The sequence below is a fragment of the Marinomonas sp. THO17 genome (assembly GCF_040436405.1).
Classification (GTDB): Bacteria; Pseudomonadota; Gammaproteobacteria; order Pseudomonadales; family Marinomonadaceae; genus Marinomonas.
Genome location: NZ_AP031575.1, coordinates 2,999,732 through 3,020,380, shown reverse-complemented (window position 1 = coordinate 3,020,380; position 20,649 = coordinate 2,999,732). Strand labels below are relative to the sequence as shown.

The following is a 20,649-nucleotide window of genomic DNA, read 5'->3' as shown; positions in this document are numbered from 1 at the left end:
CATCTTATGAAAGCAGATCAAATACCACATTTTGGCCTTTATGGTGAATCCAGCTGGATCAATGACCCGGAATTTTTTCATATTGAGGACATTGAAGATCGTAGCAGCAATTTAGGTTGGAAAATCAGCCCTCATCGACATGCCCAGCTCTTTCAAATTCTCATATTAAAATCAGGTCAAGCAAAAGTGCAATTGGATGAGCAACAACAAAATCTACTAGGGGCTTGGGCCATCATAGTACCTGCTGGTGTCGTCCACAGCTTTCATTTCGCACCCGATACAGATGGACGCGTTATTAGCATTGCCGAGCCTTTGCTAGAAGATGCTTATCAAGAAAAAGCGGCTAAATTTATCAAGCCACTCCTCAGCCAAGCCAGCCAAATTAATTTCAATGGTCACCGTAATCATTTTTCTGAGCTATGGCCGTTACTGCAACAATTAGAAAGTGAGTCATCCTACATTCGTGAGGACAGAGGCTTAATGAGCGAATACTTAATCAAAGCTGTGCTGTTAATTTTACATCGCCAGCAACAGTTAAACGGCGTTGCAGACAGCAATGACATCACCGAAAGTAGCCGCCTTCAATTACTCAAAGAACTCATCGAAAAACATTACCGAGAACATTGGACAACTCAGCAATATGCCACCGCATTGAGTGTTTCTACTAGTCGCTTGAATCGTCTAAGCAAGGCTGCCTTTAATAAAAGCGTATTGGAATTGGTACACGATAGACTGCTCATTGAGGCCAAACGCAGCTTAATCTACACAGCGCGCTCGGTAGATGAAATCAGCTATGATCTTGGCTTCAAAGATCCAGGCTATTTTTCACGTTTTTTCAAACGCTCTACCGGTATGCCACCAGGCAAATTTCGCTTGCTGAGTAATCAAAGTTTTATTTGATGAGTTTTTCTAATCTATCTGCTGAAAATTGATCGTTTGTCGAATAATTGAACAAATTTTATTATTCATAATGTGAAACGATTGCACTTTTTAAGGAGATACATGATGAAAAACGATTATCGATACGATCATTTTGGCAACTTAGACACAGATTTCTACGTTGAAAAAGCATATGAATTACGTCGTGCTTACTATGCTCAAGCTATTAATAGTGCCAAAACACGCATTAAAGCTTTTTTTACCAACCTAATGCACAATCATTCAATGAAGTCTGCCTCTCAACACTAATAGGTATTTAATACTAAATAGTTATTTATTGAGTAACGTTAGACCTGATGTTTCCGATGATCGAAAGGCTAAAATAACAAATCGATCCGGCAACAGGCAGTTTTCATATCATTTGCTTACCTTTCCCTTGATCTATTCTAGCGTTAACTTTCTCAGTTACTGCCCTTTTATGTAAGATAAAACGCCCATTTACCCCTAATTAGCAGTCATTAAAGCGTCACAAATATGACATAAAATCTTGATCGTCTTCTTAACTAAGATGTATTTGAGATTATGATTCAGCTTGATGACACCACGCTCTTCCATAAGATACTCAACAAAGGTTTGGTCACACCTTACTTTCAGCCTATCTATGATTTAAACAGTGGTGAAATTTACGGGCATGAAGCTTTATCTCGGGGGCCGAAAAACTCCAGTCTGTTTTCTCCCGATGCGCTTTTTACCTTAGCGCAAAACAAAGGGCTACTTCACAAACTGGAGTTACTATGTCGTGAAAAGGCGATTTCAAAATTTGCCAAACTTGATTTATCAGGGCGCTTATTTCTCAATGTTAGTGCATCTCTGTTAGGATCTCCCGAACATCAATCTGGCATGACATTAGCCATTTTGAAAGAACTCGGACTTGATCAACAAGATATTGTCATAGAACTGTCGGAACAACATCCATACGACCACAATGGTTTGCCCAGAAGCAGTGTTGACCATTACCGTAAAATGGGCTTTCAAGTAGCCATTGATGATTTGGGTGTTGGCTATTCGGGATTGCGCCTTTGGTCAGAATTGCAACCCGACATTGTCAAAGTGGATAAACACTTTATTCAAGGTATAGATAAAGACGAAATAAAACGAGAGTTTGTGCGCTCTATTTTAACCATAGCGCAACGACTTAATTGTATTCTGATTGCTGAAGGCATTGAAACACAACAAGAACTTGATCAGCTGATTGAAATAGGCCTTGATTATGGACAAGGCTACTTTCTAGGCCGCCCAACTGAAACACCTGCTTTTAGTGCACACCCCTATTTGGTTAAGCAAGCGCAACGCCGCTCTCAATTTAGAATTGACCACGCTGAAACAGTTCAAACCTTATGTCGTCCAACACCCAGTTTAGAAGCAAGTTGCTTATTGGACGAAGCCTCTTTGATCTTTAAAAAGCACACAGATTTGATTGCCTTACCCATATTAGATGAACTAGGCACTCCGCTTGGCATTATCCGTAGACATCAGTTGCATGAACTCTTCTCTACCCCCTATGGACGCGCTTTATACGAGCACAAACCAGTCACAAATCTATTGTCTGAAGATGTCTTGATGGTGGAAAGTAACGTCAGTTTGTCACGTGTTTCCAATATGATGACCAATCAAGAAGCGGACACACTTAACAATGAAATCATCGTCACTCGAGAAGGAAAGTACATAGGAACGGGGCATCTGCGAGATCTTCTAAAACGTATTACTGAGCTAAAAATTCAAAACGCCACCTATTCCAACCCACTGACCATGTTACCAGGTAATGTTCCCATTCATCGTGAAGTCAGCCGGCGTTTAGAATCTGGTGAAGATTTCCATGTTGCCTATTTTGATTTAAACGATTTCAAACCCTTTAATGACTTTTTCGGTTATTCCAAGGGCGACGCGGTAATACAATTGGTCGGTTCTCTCATCAAAGATTTAATAGGTCATAACAATTTTATTGGTCACATTGGTGGTGATGATTTTGTGGTCATTTTTGGTGATCAAGACTGGCGGCAACAATGTCAGAACATACTCGATGAATTTGCCATCAAAGTACGTGACTTTTACCCTGCTGATACCCTAGCAGAAGGCGGCGTCTGGACCAAAAACCGTCATGGTGAGCATCAATTTCATCCTATCTTAAGCCTGGCCATTGGCGTGGTTCATCCTTATCAGTGCCGTAATCACCATCAAGTGGCTGAACGGGCAGCGCAAGCCAAAAAACACGCCAAAGAAACCGGTGGCAATCATATCTATTTGCAACCAATCCCGAAGGAAGAACGCAAAGAAATGATAGGTGAATTGTGATCTAACTGTCATAAAGTCCTCACAAGTCTGTCACATAGCCTCTTTACTCTGATACTTAATAAAGAGGCTATTCCCACTTAAGGAGGCACTATGCAAAGCAGATACCGATCCGTATTCATTTCCGATGTGCACTTAGGCACCAAAGCTTGTCAGGCCAAACATTTGCTCGACTTTTTACAGCATATTGAAACGGAGCATTTGTATTTAGTGGGAGATATCATTGATCTGCAAGCCATGCGTAATAAAGCTTACTTTATTGACACGCACCATGCCGTTGTAGAACAAGTTTTAGCCATGGCGAAATCCGGCACTGAGGTAACTTACATTCCGGGCAATCACGACGCTTTTTTTCGTCAATTTGCGGGACAAACTTTATCAGGTGTAAAGATTGAACTGCATGCGCGACATCAAACCGCTGATGGCCGCCACTTTTACGTCAGCCATGGTGACGAGTTTGATCAGATGGTGAAAATTAGCCCTTTAATGCTGGCCATTGGCGATAAAGCACATGGCTTGATGCTATCACTCAATCAGTGGATTAATGGTGCAAGACGCTTTTTAGGCTTACCTTATTGGTCACTGGCTGGCTATGTAAAAAGCCATATTGGTAAAGCCAAAGACTTTATTGCGCGCTTTGAAACAGCAGCATTAAAATCGGCCAAAAGCCACAAGCTAGATGGCTATATTTGCGGCCATATTCACTTCGCTTCTTTTCAACTCAAAGAGCAAACACTCTATTGTAACGATGGTGATTGGGTAGAACATTGCACTGCCCTAACGGAATCGGCAAGCGGCGAATTGAGCTTATTGCATTGGTCAGAAAACCCAAAAATACTGGCCACAGAACCCAAACCGGAAGAATGGGAATTAGTACCAAACTATTCGCGTTAATTCGCACTAAAGAATGGTACAGCAAGACAAAACAGCAGCGGCTGGTATCAACGTGGTGCCAGCCGGCTCTTACCACCCGCCATGACACTCAAATCGTATAAGCGACAACCTTTCCCCTGATAGGCAATTTGCGCCAACAACAATTCAGCAGTAGCGAGCGCATCGGTAAGGGCATCATGTCCTTGATAATCAGGAAGATGATAACGTTCTCGGCACTGATTCAACCGAAAACCGCCTTCCTGAATCGGTTGTTGGGCACGCTCCGCCTTGGCTTTTTCCAACATTAAAGTATCCAACCAAATGAGGCCAAAGTTGGGTAATACATGTTGTTTCCAAGCGGCTTTCAAAAAACCGATTTCCAATGGCGCATGATGCATGACCAACACCCGCCCTCGTAAAAAGTGCCGCAAATAACGTAACGCACTTTCTTGTTTTTTACCGTATTGCTGAATGTCTGAATCCGTGATCATGTGAATGCCTACATTTTCTCCAGCTTGTGCTTCTTCCAGAATAAGATGGCGCGCACTGTCTAGATCTATTGCACCTTGTTTTATGCACACCCATCCGATACTCACAATATGATCTTGCTTAGGATCTAGGCCAGAAGTCTCGATATCCAATACCAAATACTCCCAATCAGACCAAGTTCGGCGAATGGAGTATCGTTGTTGTCGCCAATGTTTGAACACTTCTAGTATGCGGCACCACATTAACTGTAGCCTCGCATAAACCTTTGCTGAGCCACTTCTTGAACATCATTAATGATGCTAAAGGTGGTTTTTAAATGCTTTCTTTCCAATGAACTGAGCTTTTTCGGATCAAGATACGCACTGGCCGTTCCTGTCGCTTGCCAATGAAGGCTTTGTGCTTCTAAACGCAGACCATTCAAATGATCCCAAGCGTCCATCAGATTTCGAGCAGTATCTACGCTGATCAGGCGTTCACGAATGGCTTGCTCCAAGCGTTCTACCGTGCCTTCTCGGTACTCTTTGCAAGACAAACCATATAGACGTGCCAAATCATTAATCAATGCCAATCCCTGATGTTTCAAATCCAGTTGATGTTTATGTTCACCGGACGATTCCAACAAAAAAGAGCGGAAAAAACCCAAAGGTGGTTTGTTAGCAATAGCAGTGCGTGTCAACGTTGCCAAAAACATGCTGTTTTTCGCCACTTCTTTTTGCATATTTTCAATCAAGATTTGCAGCGGCTGATCATCGCCATACACACAACGCAAATCAAAAAATATGCTGGCATTCAGTAACGCACTAGGGGCCGCACTTTTAATCCACTTTTCAAATACTTGTTGCCAACCTTGCCGTGTTTTACGCCACTGCGCATTACTCGCCATAATATTGCCAGGACATAAGCGAATACCACATTGCGCTAAGCCTTGACAGACAAAATCAGCCAGATGTGCAAAGTATTCCGCTTCCTCAGCATTGGGCTCTCTCGCCAACATCAGGCCATTATCCTGATCACTGCCAAGAGACTGATCTCGTCGCGCTTGTGAACCAAATACTAAGAACTGAAACGCCATAGGCGCTTCTCCTAGCTCAAGCAAAGCTAATTCAATCAAGCGTTTGGTCAAATTATCACTGACTGTCGCTAACACCTTGCCAATATCCGCTGGTTTCATGTCTGTCACAATCAGGTTAATGATCAATGTTGGCCATTGCTGACAAATTCTGGCCAGACTTTCAACGGAGTTTTGACGATGAATTTGATTGATGAATAACAGTGGACTTAACTCTTGATGACGCAGCAAATCGGCCGCAGTTAACATGCCAATTACCTTGTTATCCGCTTCCACAATGGGCAAATGATGAATATTGCTTTCACTCATCAAGGTCTGTGCTTGCATCACTAATGCTGACGGAGTCAAAGTGATCGGAGTGGTCGTCATCACCTCCGCAACAAGACTTTGAGCAGAACCACCTAAGGCCAAAATACGCGAACGCAAATCACGATCGGTAACGATACCAATGAGTTTTTCTTGCTCGACCACAAGAATGGAACTGACTCGTGCTTCAGTCATGCGCATCGCAATGGTTTGCACTGTCTCACTAGCTTGGGCGGTGATCAGTTGGCGCGTCATGATATGTTCAACCGAAGTAGATAATTGCAACGCCGGTGATGCTAACTCTTTGTCCTGACTACGAGATAATTTACGTCTTCTATGATGCTGAGTGTGCTCAAAGAAAAGCCCAAAGGCTTCATTTTGAGTAAGCATCTCCTTAAAACAGGCTTTATCGAAACGATATACTAGGCTGTCTTCCATCGCCACAACCTGTAAACCATCTGGATTTTGTGCCATGACGCTGGACACACCAAAACATTCCCCGTCAGCGATTTGATCAACTAAGCCGCCTTTTGGAGTACGAATCTCACAGGCGCCGCGGCGAATCAAATGCACGGTTGCACTGTCCCCCTCAAGTAACATAGTTTGCCCTTGACGAACATACACCATAGCCACACCCACCAATATTTGCTTTCGTTCAGCAGTAGATAAATTGGCGAAAGGCGGTGTTACATCAATGAATTTATGCACTTCAGGGATATCAATAGCAGCCATAATCTTTGTCTTCTTATTATGCGACTTTATTGCTTCATTTTATTGTGCGCTTTTCCTCAGCAAAGGGACACTCTGTTTAGACCAATGTCTAAACAGACATAACAACCACGTTAAGTATTATTGAGAAGTGTTATTGTTACCATGTTTTGTCCTTCCTCTAAGGCTTTACCATGAAACGTTTCTTTTCCTTTGTGATCACGCTTTTTCTTTGCGAACGCCAAGCCATCAAGACCCCATCGCCACAACACCAATGTGTGTTGTGGAATAACGGGGTCGTATGATCAACCGCCTAGTTCTGCTTTGTCTTTTGACAATAAAGCGAACGCTTCATCTTGACTAATCACAGTGGCGTACTCACCATGCAGGTTTGCCAATGACATGGCATGCACTTCATCAGCACTGCGTAACAAGCCATAGAAATCTTCTTTTTCAAACGCAAAACAAGCACTTTCCACCACATACACTCTTAAGCCCAAGTTGCCTGCTGAGCGCACACTGGATTCCACCGAATTATTGGTACTGACACCCACTATCACTAAAGAATTTATACCCTGCTCAGCCAACCAATCGATCAGATCATTATGAACAAACGCATCTGGCACACTTTTCTCAATCACTTTTTCATCGTTCCAAGGTTCGAAAGCTTCTTGAAATAAGACACCATCTTGCTCGGGCCAAAACAAAGATTCCGGCTCTGTCGACAGATGACGAACATGAATAACAGGCGCCTGGCAAGCACGCCAATGGGCTAAAAGTTCAGCGATATTATGTTCCGCCTGTGGATTATTGCGCTCTCCTGCTTGCGGCCAAGACATTCCCTGCTGCATATCAATAATCATTAAAGCAATGTGATTCATGCTCTAACCTCTTTGCTTAAGGAAGTTGCCGTTTCTTTAGGGCACCGAGCTTCCACGCCATCAAGATGAGACTCACCAACAATAAAAACATCACATTCATTAGAATATCTAGTCGTTCTTGTTGTGTAAGAAGGGTTTGGCGTAACTCAGCCACTTCTTCCGTTGACGCCTTTGCCAGTTGTAAAATAGCCAAACTACGTTCTAACTCAAAAATATCTTGTTTGAACTCTTTCATTTCCTTTGGTTCTACTGATACTTCTTGCTCTGAAAGAATGGCTTGCGCCATTACCTTTCCTGAGAAAGCCACCAACAAGATTACCATCATTTGTTTCAACATCTTTTGTTCCAGACTTTTTTCACTCCATCGTCATGATGCATAAATTGCATCACTCACTCTGAGCATACTCTCCTCTCTTTATCTTGAAAACCAAGAGGTGAATTTTGTGCAATACGTCATGCAAAACAATTTCAATAATAGGGATTCCATTGGTTCAATAACGGAATTTTCTCATGACTCTCTCTTTACTTGTATCCATGTCACTGTTTGCCTTAGTGGCCTCACTTTCACCAGGCCCAGTTAATTTAGTATCACTCAGCTGCAGCGCTCGTTTTGGCGCTAAAGCGGGAATCAACTACATTACCGGTGCCACATTGGGATTCATTCTGTTGTTTTTGCTTATCGGCTTGGCACTACAACAAATTCTCTCTTTATTACCACATTTAACCTTACTACTAAGAGGATTAGGCACCCTATTTTTACTCTATTTGAGCTGGCAACTGTGGCACGACAAGGGAGAATTAAAGGTAGAGGGTGATGATTCTACGCCTAATTTTATGATGGGCGCAGTTATTCAATGGCTAAACCCCAAAGCTTGGCTAGCCTCGGTTTCAGGCATCGCTGTTTACATTCCCTCAGCAGAGTTTGAACAAGTACTGATCTTCGCAAGCTTATACTTACCAATTTGCTGGCTGTCTTTAGGGGTGTGGGTGGTTATAGGCATCTTACTTGGCCAGTATTTTCAAAGCCCAGCCAAAATGCGTTTACTTAATCGTACACTTGGCGGTTTATTGGCTGCCAGCAGTCTGGCTATATGGTTTTAACACAGCACGACGGTATTGATCTGGCGTGGCCGCCACTCTTTGCTTAAAAGTACGTTGAAAATGCGCCTGATCATTAAAACCCACTTCATGGGCCACGTCCACGATACTTCGGCCTTGCTTTAACGCAGTTTGCCCTAGCTGAATACGACGATTCAGCCGATAAGCGTGAGGCGTCAGATTAAAATGGCGCCTAAAAGCCCGCATTAAATACCCAGTACTATAGCCAAATTGTGCACTGATCTGAGCAATTGGCGTGTCATCGAAACAATTAAGATTAAGGTAATCAGCAACGTCATATAGTGGATTTGCTTGCAGTTGCGTTGGGCAGCTCGCCATTTTTGTCGACTGCAATTCTGACCAAATCCTTAATAAGGTTAAACGGGTAAGATCAACTTTCTCTGTCACACTAAGCCTATTTGACATCAGCTGCTGACAAAGCTCGACAAAGCTTGAAAAATACTCAGGGGCAAGCAAGGTATCTGCTTGGCTGTCATGCCACTCAGGACTGGGGATGTGACCTTCAGCAAACAATTGAGCCGCAAGCCAATCCTTATCAAGGTGCATCATATAGTAAGCCCAAGGTGAATCTTGTTTAGGGTTGCAAGCATGAACCACCTGAGGATTCATCACCACCAAATGGCCTTGTTCAACTGCATGCAATCTATCAGCGCAAACAAATTCACTCTGTCCATTTAAAATCGCACCGATCGACCAAGTTTCATGGGAATGTGGTGCGTAACTGACGAGGCGACCATCCAACACCTGACGCAATTCTACAAAGGGTAAACCCTCATCACGCCAGAACAAAGGATGTGTCGTTGGTTTCATATCAAGACTCCTAGCAAATACCCTATCAGTTTAATGAAATACTTGAGACAAACACTCTTGCGCTATCTCACCTTGACATACAAAGGTTACCGGGCCACTCATGCTCACCCGGTAATCCTCGCTGATGTAAATATTGATCTGTCCACCCGGCATCATGACTTCTATATTGGCATCACATAAACCCAACTTATGGGCCACTGCGGCGGCGGCACAGCTGCTACTTCCAGATGCCAAGGTAAAACCCGCACCTCGCTCCCAGATTTGAATCGCAATACGACCACGATCAATCACCTGCAAAAACTGTACATTGGTGCGATTGGGAAAATTCGGGTGACGCTCAATTAATGGACCAAATTCTCTGGCTCGTGTTTCCGTGGCGTCTTCGGTCAATATCACACAATGGGGATTGCCGATGGTAACGCCGCTATAGAAATGCTGCATACCCATAACATTAATTTCTTCTAGTAAGACTTCCCTTGGTTCCCCCCAAATAGGAATGTCCTGACTATTAAAAGACACCTGTCCCATGTCTACGTCCACACGAGCCCCAGCATCCTGAACTTGCGCTGTAACCACACCGCCTAAGGTTTCTATCGTAAAGGGTTTGTCTTTAACCAAGCCCATGTCCCACAAAGCACGACAAAATATCCGTAAGCCATTACCGCTTTTTTCTGCTTCACTAGCGTCCGGGTTAAAGATGCGCAGTCCAAAATCCGCCACTTGAGACTTAGAAGGGCCGATCAATACCCCATCTGAAGCAACACCATAATGAGGATGACAAATATTCTTAATCTTCAGTGTCGCAGGTTCATTGGGAAACGCCTCAGCCGGAATCACCAAATACACATTCCCTAACGCATGATACTTGCGGAATTTCACGTACAGCCTCAATAATACTTAACATACCCTTTCCACTAAAAATTTCTTTTAGCTTTCTTAAAATGCTTTCAAACTTAAAGCACTTTCAAATATTCTAGCAAAGCATCACACTGGGCTGGTGATAATTTTGGCCCAATGACACCAGGTACGGGGTTTTGTGCATCATAACTATCGCTAAAATGGTGTCCCGTATTACGATTCCCTTCTATATTGGTATCAAGAATAAAAAAGCCATCCGAATCATAGTTCTTTCCTTTTCCGATTAGCTTTTTCGCTTCTGCCACATAACCATCAGGCTGCAGAACGCCTAGGTTATCCGTGTCGTAGCGAATATTTCCTAACTGAATATACTCAAGACGTTTACCATCTACAGGACATAATAAATCTCGAATGGTAGCCACTGACCCATTATGCAAGAATGGTGGCGTTGCCCAAACCCCATTCAATGGTCTCGCTTTATAACCCATTCCGGCTTGAATACAATTCGGGCGCCCTTCTTTCAATTCTTCTTGCAATCTCGGGTTACTCAAACCGTTATCATTGAACCATGCATTGATTGTTTGCTCGACTGTCGCCGCCAAAGCATAACCAAAGCTGACATTCGCCCCATCCGTCACCCAACGCTCAGTCAAAGGCACGAAATCATCGGCCTCAAACAAGCTAGATTGATCTCCTAGGGTTGAATCCATATAGGCAATTTGTGCGGCGGTAGCCGCATTAAAGTCACGCGCGCAAATATTACTATCAATCTGCATACCTGATTCTTTATCAAGAATGGTGCCATTTGCGTTACCACTGGTATTCATAGTGCGATTGACCATGACTTTAGCCTGACTGCGATCGGTACCAATACGTTCTAATGGTAAGATTTTTAGTTTTAAAACATCCTTGGTTTCCTGTTTTACACCGTTTGCGTACCAAACAATAGGACCTATATACCCCTTATCCTTATCCCAAATTTCTTTGCTGTCTATAGGGGGTAAGTGACATCCCTGACAATTCATTTGATATAAAACACGACCTTTATCCACAAGTTGTTGATCAATGTCTGTCATACTCCACTTGGGAGCCTGTAGACCTTGAAATCCTTGTTCTTCTGTTGGTTGGGGCCCTGCCAAAAAGCGTTCTATCCAGACCAGATTACCAATCGGAATAGAAGAGCTAAATCGATTATCCTCCATAGGTGACACGACATCTTGAAAAGCTTTTACACCCAAAGCTTCTCCAACATTTCGAATCAGTGGCCCCATTACGGATGCATCATACTGTACCCAATCGAACCAAGAGGTTGTCCAAATATGTGGATAATTGACTGGTGCATCGATAGCCGTTTTGTTTTCCGGACGACCAATATTTTCGGAAAAAACCGCATTCCCAATGCGATTAAGCGCATCCAAACGCGTAAAGCCTTCTGTCACTCGTATTTGGTCTCCCCCACCTAGCTGGGCTTTTGCAAAAGCCACTAGGTCGTTCGACAAGGCTTCCTTAGTACTGGGGCTATATTCATTGCCCAATACATTATGGGCAAAACGATCAAAACGCCCTCCTAGAAAAGGTACCTTTGCAGAAATAACTAACTGCCCAATTGCTGCAGTTAAATTACTTTGTAATAAACCGAAATCCGTGGTTGCAGGGCCTCCCTCTACTATGTATTCACGCGGCCCTGTCAACCCATTATCATAGACAAAATGGCTGGTATGACAGGCTGCACAAGTAAAACCGACCGTTGCAGTTTGACCATTAATACCTGTCATATTTTGAGAAAAGGTACGAGCAAAGCCAATCGGTAAGCCATCAGGGTTTGATACCAGATCTTCCTTACTGCGAATAAAACCAATACGCAATAAATAGTCATTATCAACAAATTTTTTCTTTGAACTGAAAGGCATCAGCCATAATGACGAACTCGGCTGTTCAATATTAACAAACCACTCGTAAGGTAACGGAATGGTTCTGGTACCCTGACTAATATGATGATACTTCCTAGTATTTGCACTCGGATTATTAAGCTTATCACCCCAATTTTGATCTAACCAAACTTGATCAATCCATTTGCCATTTTGCTTAACGATTAATTCTGGCATAGGTTGCGGTGTTAACTGTCCAATAATCGCTTGAACCTTATCACTTCGAATGACAACAACAATTAGGATAAGTAATAATAGAACAGCAATTACTTTCTTTTTGTGCTGGCGAAAATATCTAAAATACAGCATAAGCCTCTCCTGCTTTACTGATATCTACTTTAAAGCGCCTATACAACAGCAGACATTTACTTCCTTACACTGTCACGCTATTAGGAATGTTTTTTGGATCCATATACTTATATGGATAAATTCGAGTCGCATTGCGCGCTTCGATCTCTTGATGAATTTTCTCTAAATTCGATTGATGTTTACGAATAATGGGGCGAATCTTAGAATCAATAAAACTATCATCAAATTGACCCATACGATTTACTTTGAAATTCGTCAGATAAAAAATAAAACTTTGCTCTAAGGCCTGATCATAAGGTGGAAAAAACGACACCAAACCTTGCTCGGACTGATAGTCATCAGCCGGTGTTAATGGCGGTTGATAGGCAGAAAAAGGCAAGTTAGGAGCATAACCTGCACACTCATATTGAGGATAATGCACGGACGAATGATGCGCTGTAGCTATAAAAATAATGTGCGCCACTATCTTAATAAGTGACTCTTTATCAGCAAAAGACGTGGGGAAATCCGTTAGGCCACAATTATTTTGTTTTTTGTCACCACCAAGCTCTTGCGCCCAATTTTGCAATTCAAAATCGTCCGCCACCATCTGATCATTTTCATACCAAGCATCGAGATACTCAGTAACATAGCGAAGCGTTTCATCCCAAAGCAATATTCCGTCGTCACGATAGGGGTAAAGCAATCTAGGATCATTAACATGTCGTCTTGCTAAGTCATTTGGCAGCAAAAACTCTTTAAAACTATAGTGGTTCATCCCCTCTCCCATGAAAGCCACTAGAGTGTCATTATCACAACCAAACATCTTTCCAAACGAAGGAAGGGTTCCATCAGGCTCTTTCTGAAATAGGGGATTTACATTGACACTTAACGTGAATTTAAGGTGAGGTCTTAACAAAGCAAGTAAAGGATGATTTTCCGCTAATTGTCGCCAACTGACCATGATGACAGACTCAAGTACATAATGAATTCTTGTGGCATGAGTCCACAGCTCTTGATGCGTTCCATCAGCTGCTTGAATATAAGTGCGCGCCATATTCCAGCGATCGTCTTCAGGTGTAATGATAGGATTGAACTCTTCATCCGTATCTTTAGTTGCATCCAATTGAATGGCTTCAATTTTTAACGTGCCGTCTTGATTCAGTGAATATAAAGCAATCGCAGGCATTATGTATTTTCGTACATTGTCCACATAACCTGGATTTTCAAACAAGGGCTCCAACATGGCATAATTTGTCATGTAGAAGCGCCCATCCTCAAAGACATCATCAAATGCTTGCTGTGTCATACCCAAGTGTTTAGGCTTTACTTTAAAGCACTCAGGTAGCGGATTTTCTTTATTAACCCCTTCTAAAACAACAGGGTTCATTCCCGCTACTCTTTGATAACCTAAATACTTATTATCTAAAAAATTTTCACGCATCTCAGGGTTAGGGAAAGGAGATTTGGAATAAAAAAAGTAATCATCAAAACGCGTGAAAGGACGTTTAAGATATTTAAACTTAATACGGTTTATTAAAAACGAGGGAAGGCTCGGCAGCAAACCAGCTAAATTGAGTATGGATTTCAACTTATAATAGAAAGTCGTCTTTTCTCGATCTGGCAAACTGTTAATGGTTGCAATTTGCCCATCATACGTCAAAGTAAAAGCATAGAGCTTTTGCATTTTCTGTAAATAGTCTTTCCTAGATTGCGAATTTTGAACGTCAACTTGCGGCAACGCTAAAACTTGTTTCATACTCCTCTCCCTGGCAATGAACTTCACCATTCAAGAATAAATAGTTTACACACTAAATTTACTGACCACCTTATCCATCTGATTCACTAACTCTAACAAATGAGAACTCGACTTAGATGTCTGCTTAGCACCACTGGCAGCCTCATCAGCAACAGAATTAATGGCTCCTGAACTACTGGTAATTTTTTGAGTGACGGACTCTTGTTCTTTTGTCTTACTGGATATTTGCTGGTTTAAAGTCAATATATGCGACATTTTTTCCGCTATATTTTGTATAACTTCCCCAGCAGCATTCGCTTTATTAACGGACTCTTCAGCGATATCACAGCATTTATCCATAATATCAACTGCCCCTAGTGTGCTACTCTTTAACTGGTCAATTGTGCCTTGAATTTGGCCCGTTGAGTCTTGTGTTTTTTGTGCTAAAGAACGTACTTCGTCAGCCACCACAGCAAAACCTCTTCCAGCTTCACCAGCACGAGCTGCTTCAATTGCTGCGTTCAATGCAAGTAAATTGGTTTGCTCTGTTAACTCATTTATCATGCCGACAATGGAAAGTATATTCTGACTATCTGACTCGATTTTCTTAATTGCAGTCGTGGAATTACGAACTTCATCCGCAAGTTGGATAATAGAAGAAACCGCCCCATTAACAACGCTTACACTCTCTGACGAATCTTGATGTCCTTCTTTGGTCGCTTCACTCGCATGCTGAGCAGAGTCAGCAACCGCTTGAATCGTTAAATTCATTTCTTGCATTGACTCAACCAAGCGACGGACTTCATCGTGTTGCCGGTTAACACCTTTTAAGGTTTGCTCTGAAATGACACCATTAGAGGTGGCCGCATCCGATAACTCCAACATAACGGCTTTTATCGCGAGAATCATATCGCGTAGGCCGCCAACCATTTCAGCTGTAGAGGTTTCAATATGATTAGCGTTTAAATTAATATTCAGATTGCCTTTAGCAATTTCTTTGGTAACTTCCGTTGTTTTCTCCAGTGGAGGAATAGAAGTCACTATGATGAAACGTAACAGAGCAATAATAAAACCAATCACCAAAATGACTAAAACGTATACAAGCAAGGTAACAAACTTTCCTGCATCCCGTAAGCCTGAACCAAATACAGCTGAATTGGTAACCGACCACTCCATTAGTTCGGTTACTTTTTTAACCTGTTCTGCTGACAAAGTGTCAGAGTTTATGCTGTCCAATTCCGCTAAAATCAGATCAATGCGCTTAATGTCTTCAATGGCGAGATCCAGCAACATTCCCTGACCTAACAGGCGAAATAAGAGCTTTTCGACTAAAAAAATCGACTCACCAACCGCTATCGCTTGTTCTTTAGCGTATTGAAGATGACTTACTAAGGGGTCAATCTTAGGATTCGGCTGTGCTAAATCATGTTCAGCACCAGTAACTGCTAGGATATGCTCACGTTCAAGGTAAGCAAAATCGATTACCTTTCCCATCAATCTGATTCCATACATTGCTATGAACAAAGCAACGGCAGTAGCAATAATAACAATAACCAGTTTTTTCTTAAGTGGTAGATCCTTCATCACACTTTATCTCTCGGTCTTTTCTATTTCTAAGCGGTCTTTTTTATTTCTAATCAGTACTTTATAGATAATATGCAAGGAATTTGAAAGTTTTTTCCTTATTTTATTTAGGTCTAAGCTAAATACTAATTAAAAAAATGAAGTGACTTCATTATGGGATGATACGAACATATCTAATGACAAGAGCAATTTGCTCCTGCGTTTCCCTAACTAATTCGCTACATCCATGTAGGTCTCGTGCTGATCTTTCTGAGATCAACATAGGGCTATTCTTTACACAGCATTGAATAAGAAATTTTTAATCAAATCCTTACCTCCTTCCGTTGCAAACGACTCAGGATGAAATTGTATACCTTGAATCGGATAATCCTTATGGCGCACTCCCATGATCTCAAACTCACCACCTTGACGAATACCATTGAGATCATCAAACTTTTCGGCATGCAAACTGCCTACCGCAGCGGTCACCTCCAATACCTCTGGAAAGCTTTCCGCCTCTGCGATGAGAGAGTGATAACGCATGACTTCCAACTGATCAGGAATATCATGAAAAATGCCTTGGCCATTGTGCTGAATTGGACTGGTTTTACCATGCATAGGCAATGACGCTTTGACCACCTTACCACCAAATACATGACAAATCCCCTGCATGCCTAAACAAACGCCCATTAAAGGTGTGCTTCTACCGAACTCTAAAATCACATCAGCACACACACCAAAATAGGCTTTGTCGTCAGGTGAACCTGGGCCTGGGGAGATAATAATACGATCTGGTGAAGCTTGTCGAATATCATCTAGCGTCACCTCATCGTTACGCTTAACAATCACCTCAAACTGTTCGATACGTCCCTGACTTTGTTCTGTTTGCAGCACTTCGCCGATAAATTGATAAAGGTTATAAGTGAAGGAATCATAATTGTCTATGATATAAATTTTCATCTGTTTGCTCCTTCACTGAAATTGTCCAATACACGTTTAGTTCCAGCAAACTTACGTTGTATTTCTTCATACTCGTCTTCAGCATTCGAGTCATACACATTACCGCCGCAGGTTTGTACGTAGGCTTTATTCCCCTTTGCGAACACAGTACGAATTGGAATCGCAAACATACAGTCTCCATTAAAAGAAAACTGACCAACGGCACCACCGTATGGACCACGACCATCACTTTCTAAATCATCGATGATTTTCATGGCCTCAATTTTAGGTGCACCTGTTAGGGTACCGGCAGGGAAGTTACTGGCTAAAGCAGAAAACATATCATGCTCTTCCGCCATAATACCGACGATTTCACTGGAAATATGTTGTACATGACTAAAGCGTTTAATGTCCATTAGCGAGCGTACTTTTACCGTACCAAAACGCGCCACACGCCCAATGTCATTACGATGCAAGTCGACTATCATATTATGTTCAGCAATTTCTTTCGGGTCGTTCAGCAAAGCGCGCGCCAGCGCCGTGTCTTCTTTTTCATCCGCACCACGCTTCGCCGTTCCTGCTAATGGGAAAGTTTCCATTTCCCCCTGACGTACACGGAACAATAACTCAGGACTGGCACCTATGACTTTCTGTTGCGCAAATTTGAGGTAATACATCTGCGGCGAAGGATTAACCTCACGCAATTCTTCATACAGATTGATGGTGTCTCCTTCCAGCTCAAACCATTTCTTAAAGCCCACTTCACATTGAAAAATCTTACCCTCAATGATGTCTTGCTTTACCTTAGCGACCGCCTCGGCGTGATCGACTTTGGTCATAGATTCACCTAATGGTCGAACCACCAAAGGTCCGTTTTCAGGTGTGATTTCCGCCATCATGTCATTAACCAAATCCAGGCGATTGTCTTCGTAGTAAAAGTAGAAAACCTCGCCCGTCATCTTGTCTAGAATCAATCCGTCTGTATATAAGCCAAAGCGAAATGCATCGAACATGTCACTGGCTTGCAGATCCAAACTCGGCTCAAAATAGTTCATGCTGTCGTAGCCTATGTAGCCCGTCAAGCCACCAGCAAAACCTCGTGACAAAATATTTTGTGGCACGATACTACGCAATAAGTAATAAGGATTGTCCGACTCATAGGCTTGATTCGTCCCATCGCGCTCTTCAATGAAAAGCTGTTTACCCTCCGCCCATAAAAGCTTTTCTGGATCAAAGCCAATGATGGAATGACGAGAAATAAAACTCTCTTCCCCTAAAGACTCCAGCATAAAGCAATTTTCAAAACGCTTTTCTATCTTCTTAAATAAACCAAAAAAATCGCAATCGGAACTGATGGTAACGTATTGCGGCTTACGTGGTAGCTCGATGCGAGGCGGTTGTTTATTTTGTTCAGGACTCATTCTTTTTCAATTCCTTCAATGCTCGGGAACCACGCGTCACTGTGGCAATACCAACCCCTAACTGTTTCGCTATATCTCGTTGTGGCACCCCCTGTTCTAACAGGGAAAAGATCTGCAAACGGTGCAACATCTCGTTAATTTCATTCGGCGTTAACAAGGCTCGCAAACGCTTCTCTAACAAAGATTGATCATCTACTTGGCTAAGAAATTCAATGAGTTGTTGCATAGGCGAATCTTATCACTCAGAAAACGTATTCATGTACTAGTACAATATAGACAAAAGTCATGACAATCAAGTCGTCCTACTGCAAAATATCGATAATTTTCAAACAAAAAAAACGCCTGTGAGGAGAAACCTCACAGGCGTTTTTTTGTCTTCTGCTCAATTTAACCGTTAAGTGTAAGCACGTTAGTCTTACTGATACGATGACGGTAAATTTCGCGTAGATACTTGATCGCGTTTTTCACATTACTGATGTCCAAACGAATATCATTAATGGAAACAAACTGTTGAGTATCATCAATCAACTCACGGTATTTCTTCTCATACATTGGCTTGATCGCATACCAGTTAGTATCCAAAATTTTCGCTGGGTTTTCATGCGTCATGAAGTACTTTTCAATCAAACTTTCATCAAACTCTTCCGTTTGAATCATATCAATGATGGCATGATCCACTTCATCCGTGTAACGATAATCGTCTGTGGCAAAACAGCGCTTCATGTAAGCAACCATCAAGGTCAAGAAGTCATCGCTCAAACATGGACTCTTGGCAATCAAGGTGGTTAAGGACAAGTTAGCCGACGCTCCTATTACCAAAGCATAACGCTTCAATGTGGTATTAGGGCACAAACGATTAAGGTGCATTTTCAAGCGATTCAAGGCCGTGAAAGACAGCTTGAAGTCACGTGGTAAGGAAATAATAGACACAATAGAAGAACAGTTTTTGAAGAAGTGTAAGTCACTCAACTTACTCACATCGTAACCGCTCTTACGAAAATCTTTTATTGCTTGACGATAACGCTCAGATTCTACTGGCAACACACTCACCCCCTCAATTGCAGAGGTATCTTCATTAAAGTGAGGCAATTCAATAGAACGGCAGAACAAGTCATCAATATCAACCATATCTTGATGTACACCTGGCCCTACAACACTCTCTGCATAAGCGACAGCAACAGGACCAGCCAGACTCATAAACAAATCATTTGCATCAAGACGAATGGTTTCAGAAATATCGATACCCGCACGACGGAAATACTCTTCATCGTAATCAGTTGTCACCGCCTGAGCAGTCAATATGTTGAAAATCTGTTGAGAAATATATTGGTTCGCATATTTCTCCATAGTGTTCACATCAATGCTATCCGCATCGCCACCATCTTCTTCCTCTGCATAACGCATGATATCGTTAGAAATCAACATCATAGAGTTCCAAGGACGAATACGCTCCATGACATCCGCAGGCACTTCGTCGTCCTCACGCTCCTCGTTGTAAGAGAAGTTCCACTCTTCAGAGATGTATTTGGTCAACAAACGACCAGCGTTAATGTGCAAGGCTTCCGAGATTTCAACATTCTTACCTGAGATATTTGGCAGAATACAGATACCAGAAGTAAAGATAGGCTCAAATACAAAACTGTGACGCTTATCGACCAATTGCGATTGATCAGAGCGATAATCAAAAGTTTTGCTTAAGTAAGAAAATTGCTGCGCCAGACCAAATTCAGAAGCCATACCCGACCCTGTACCACCGCCAGCACTAAAGATGTAGAAGTACAGACGCGATTGGTTGGCTTTAATACCACAAGAATCCACTAGATAGGAATGCATGTGCTTCCAGTTCTCATTGCGGAAAGTTGAGGTATCTTTGTTAAGAATAATCTTCGCCAGATATTGCCCCAAAATTGGAGCATTACCAGCACCACCAGCATGCACTTCAGACAAGTCCATGATTTGCAGTTTTTTGTACTCTTCCAGAAACTGCTCACGTCCTTCCTGATTAGAGAAACGTATACGACCCTCTATGTCTTTATCCAAGTCACCTAGCAGCACAATCGGCTCAATTAAAAATACGGGTTTAAAACCGTCTTTACCTTCAATGGGCAGATGCTTTCGAATCCAACGCATTGGACGAAATTCTCGCTCTGAATCCAGTAACTCTTGATTTTCAACTTCGCGCATATAATTGGCACGTGCATCGTATACTAATGATGCTACATCTAACGCAATGTTAGAGCCACAACGACCTAAACCAATAAGACAAACAGACGGAAAAATTTGTTCAACATTAGGCGCGCCTTCTGTTACTACTTGTGGATGAATGTGATTTCGTACAACATCCAAGTTTTCTAGGATTTGCTCCAAATTCGACTCTGTAAAATAGAGGTGTTCAATTGGTAGGTTGTCTTGACTCATGTGGCATCCTTTT

18 protein-coding genes are annotated in these 20,649 nt (G+C 42.2%); 5 read left to right on the top strand and 13 right to left on the bottom strand.

Features of this window, described 5'->3' with window-relative positions; translation table 11 throughout:
* Positions 1-6: 6 nt before the first annotated feature.
* The 4 genes from ABXS85_RS14410 to ABXS85_RS14395 all read left to right on the top strand — a co-directional run bounded on the left by ABXS85_RS14410 (position 7) and on the right by ABXS85_RS14395 (position 4,122).
* Positions 7-900: a helix-turn-helix domain-containing protein gene (locus tag ABXS85_RS14410; RefSeq protein WP_353667217.1), complete on the top strand. Its 894-nt coding sequence runs from the start codon at positions 7-9 to the stop codon at positions 898-900.
* A gap of 102 nt (positions 901-1,002) precedes the next feature.
* A complete protein-coding gene (locus tag ABXS85_RS14405) occupies positions 1,003-1,188 on the top strand; it encodes a hypothetical protein (protein WP_353667216.1) in 186 nt (61 codons plus the stop codon).
* Positions 1,189-1,461: 273 nt separating this feature from the next.
* Complete coding sequence (locus ABXS85_RS14400) at positions 1,462-3,231, top strand: GGDEF domain-containing protein (protein WP_353667215.1); 1,770 nt, start codon at positions 1,462-1,464, stop codon at positions 3,229-3,231.
* 90 nt (positions 3,232-3,321) lie between these two features.
* Entirely contained in the window at positions 3,322-4,122 is an 801-nt protein-coding gene (locus tag ABXS85_RS14395; protein ID WP_353667214.1) for a UDP-2,3-diacylglucosamine diphosphatase, read from the top strand.
* A 47-nt stretch (positions 4,123-4,169) separates the two neighbouring features.
* On the opposite strand, the gene ABXS85_RS14390 is transcribed toward ABXS85_RS14395, so the two are convergent.
* From ABXS85_RS14390 to ABXS85_RS14375, 4 genes are all read right to left on the bottom strand, one after another.
* Positions 4,170-4,832: a 3'-5' exonuclease gene (locus ABXS85_RS14390; protein ID WP_353667213.1), complete on the bottom strand. Its 663-nt coding sequence runs from the start codon at positions 4,830-4,832 to the stop codon at positions 4,170-4,172.
* Positions 4,832-6,697, bottom strand: a complete 1,866-nt coding sequence (locus ABXS85_RS14385; RefSeq protein ID WP_353667212.1) for a DUF294 nucleotidyltransferase-like domain-containing protein — start codon at positions 6,695-6,697, stop codon at positions 4,832-4,834. Before ABXS85_RS14385 ends, ABXS85_RS14390 begins: the two co-directional genes overlap by 1 nt.
* Before the next feature lie 281 nt (positions 6,698-6,978).
* Positions 6,979-7,554 carry a cysteine hydrolase family protein gene (locus ABXS85_RS14380; RefSeq protein WP_353667211.1) on the bottom strand — a complete coding sequence of 192 codons (576 nt, stop codon included), beginning with the start codon at positions 7,552-7,554 and terminating at the stop codon, positions 6,979-6,981.
* Between the two features lie 16 nt (positions 7,555-7,570).
* A complete protein-coding gene (locus ABXS85_RS14375) occupies positions 7,571-7,891 on the bottom strand; it encodes a hypothetical protein (RefSeq protein ID WP_353667210.1) in 321 nt (106 codons plus the stop codon).
* 173 nt (positions 7,892-8,064) lie between these two features.
* Between ABXS85_RS14375 and ABXS85_RS14370 the strand changes: the two genes are divergently transcribed.
* Entirely contained in the window at positions 8,065-8,655 is a 591-nt protein-coding gene (locus ABXS85_RS14370; RefSeq protein ID WP_353667209.1) for a LysE family transporter, read from the top strand.
* Here the strand turns inward: ABXS85_RS14370 and ABXS85_RS14365 are convergent.
* The 9 genes from ABXS85_RS14365 to ABXS85_RS14325 form a co-directional block, all read right to left on the bottom strand.
* Positions 8,620-9,483 carry an AraC family transcriptional regulator gene (locus tag ABXS85_RS14365; RefSeq protein WP_353667208.1) on the bottom strand — a complete coding sequence of 288 codons (864 nt, stop codon included), beginning with the start codon at positions 9,481-9,483 and terminating at the stop codon, positions 8,620-8,622. The two genes, ABXS85_RS14370 and ABXS85_RS14365, sit on opposite strands and share 36 nt — an antisense overlap.
* A 30-nt stretch (positions 9,484-9,513) precedes the next feature.
* Positions 9,514-10,362 carry a diaminopimelate epimerase gene (gene dapF / locus ABXS85_RS14360; protein WP_353667207.1) on the bottom strand — a complete coding sequence of 283 codons (849 nt, stop codon included), beginning with the start codon at positions 10,360-10,362 and terminating at the stop codon, positions 9,514-9,516.
* A 74-nt stretch (positions 10,363-10,436) separates the two neighbouring features.
* The gene (locus tag ABXS85_RS14355) at positions 10,437-12,578 is read right to left on the bottom strand and encodes a di-heme-cytochrome C peroxidase (protein WP_353667206.1); all 2,142 of its coding nucleotides are present in this window, start codon (positions 12,576-12,578) and stop codon (positions 10,437-10,439) included.
* A 64-nt stretch (positions 12,579-12,642) separates the two neighbouring features.
* Positions 12,643-14,316, bottom strand: coding sequence for a lipoxygenase family protein (locus ABXS85_RS14350; protein WP_353667205.1), 1,674 nt, complete (start codon positions 14,314-14,316; stop codon positions 12,643-12,645).
* A 45-nt stretch (positions 14,317-14,361) separates the two neighbouring features.
* A complete protein-coding gene (locus ABXS85_RS14345; RefSeq protein ID WP_353669781.1) occupies positions 14,362-15,879 on the bottom strand; it encodes a methyl-accepting chemotaxis protein in 1,518 nt (505 codons plus the stop codon).
* 273 nt (positions 15,880-16,152) lie between these two features.
* Positions 16,153-16,818, bottom strand: coding sequence for an aminodeoxychorismate/anthranilate synthase component II (locus ABXS85_RS14340; RefSeq protein WP_353667204.1), 666 nt, complete (start codon positions 16,816-16,818; stop codon positions 16,153-16,155).
* Positions 16,815-18,218, bottom strand: a complete 1,404-nt coding sequence (locus ABXS85_RS14335) for a chorismate-binding protein (RefSeq protein ID WP_353667203.1) — start codon at positions 18,216-18,218, stop codon at positions 16,815-16,817. Before ABXS85_RS14335 ends, ABXS85_RS14340 begins: the two co-directional genes overlap by 4 nt.
* Positions 18,208-18,444 (bottom strand): Trp family transcriptional regulator, encoded by a 237-nt coding sequence (locus tag ABXS85_RS14330; protein WP_353667202.1) that lies wholly within the window; start codon positions 18,442-18,444, stop codon positions 18,208-18,210. The genes ABXS85_RS14335 and ABXS85_RS14330 overlap by 11 nt, the downstream gene beginning before the upstream one ends.
* A 161-nt stretch (positions 18,445-18,605) precedes the next feature.
* Positions 18,606-20,636 (bottom strand): hypothetical protein, encoded by a 2,031-nt coding sequence (locus ABXS85_RS14325; protein WP_353667201.1) that lies wholly within the window; start codon positions 20,634-20,636, stop codon positions 18,606-18,608.
* Positions 20,637-20,649 lie beyond the last annotated feature (13 nt).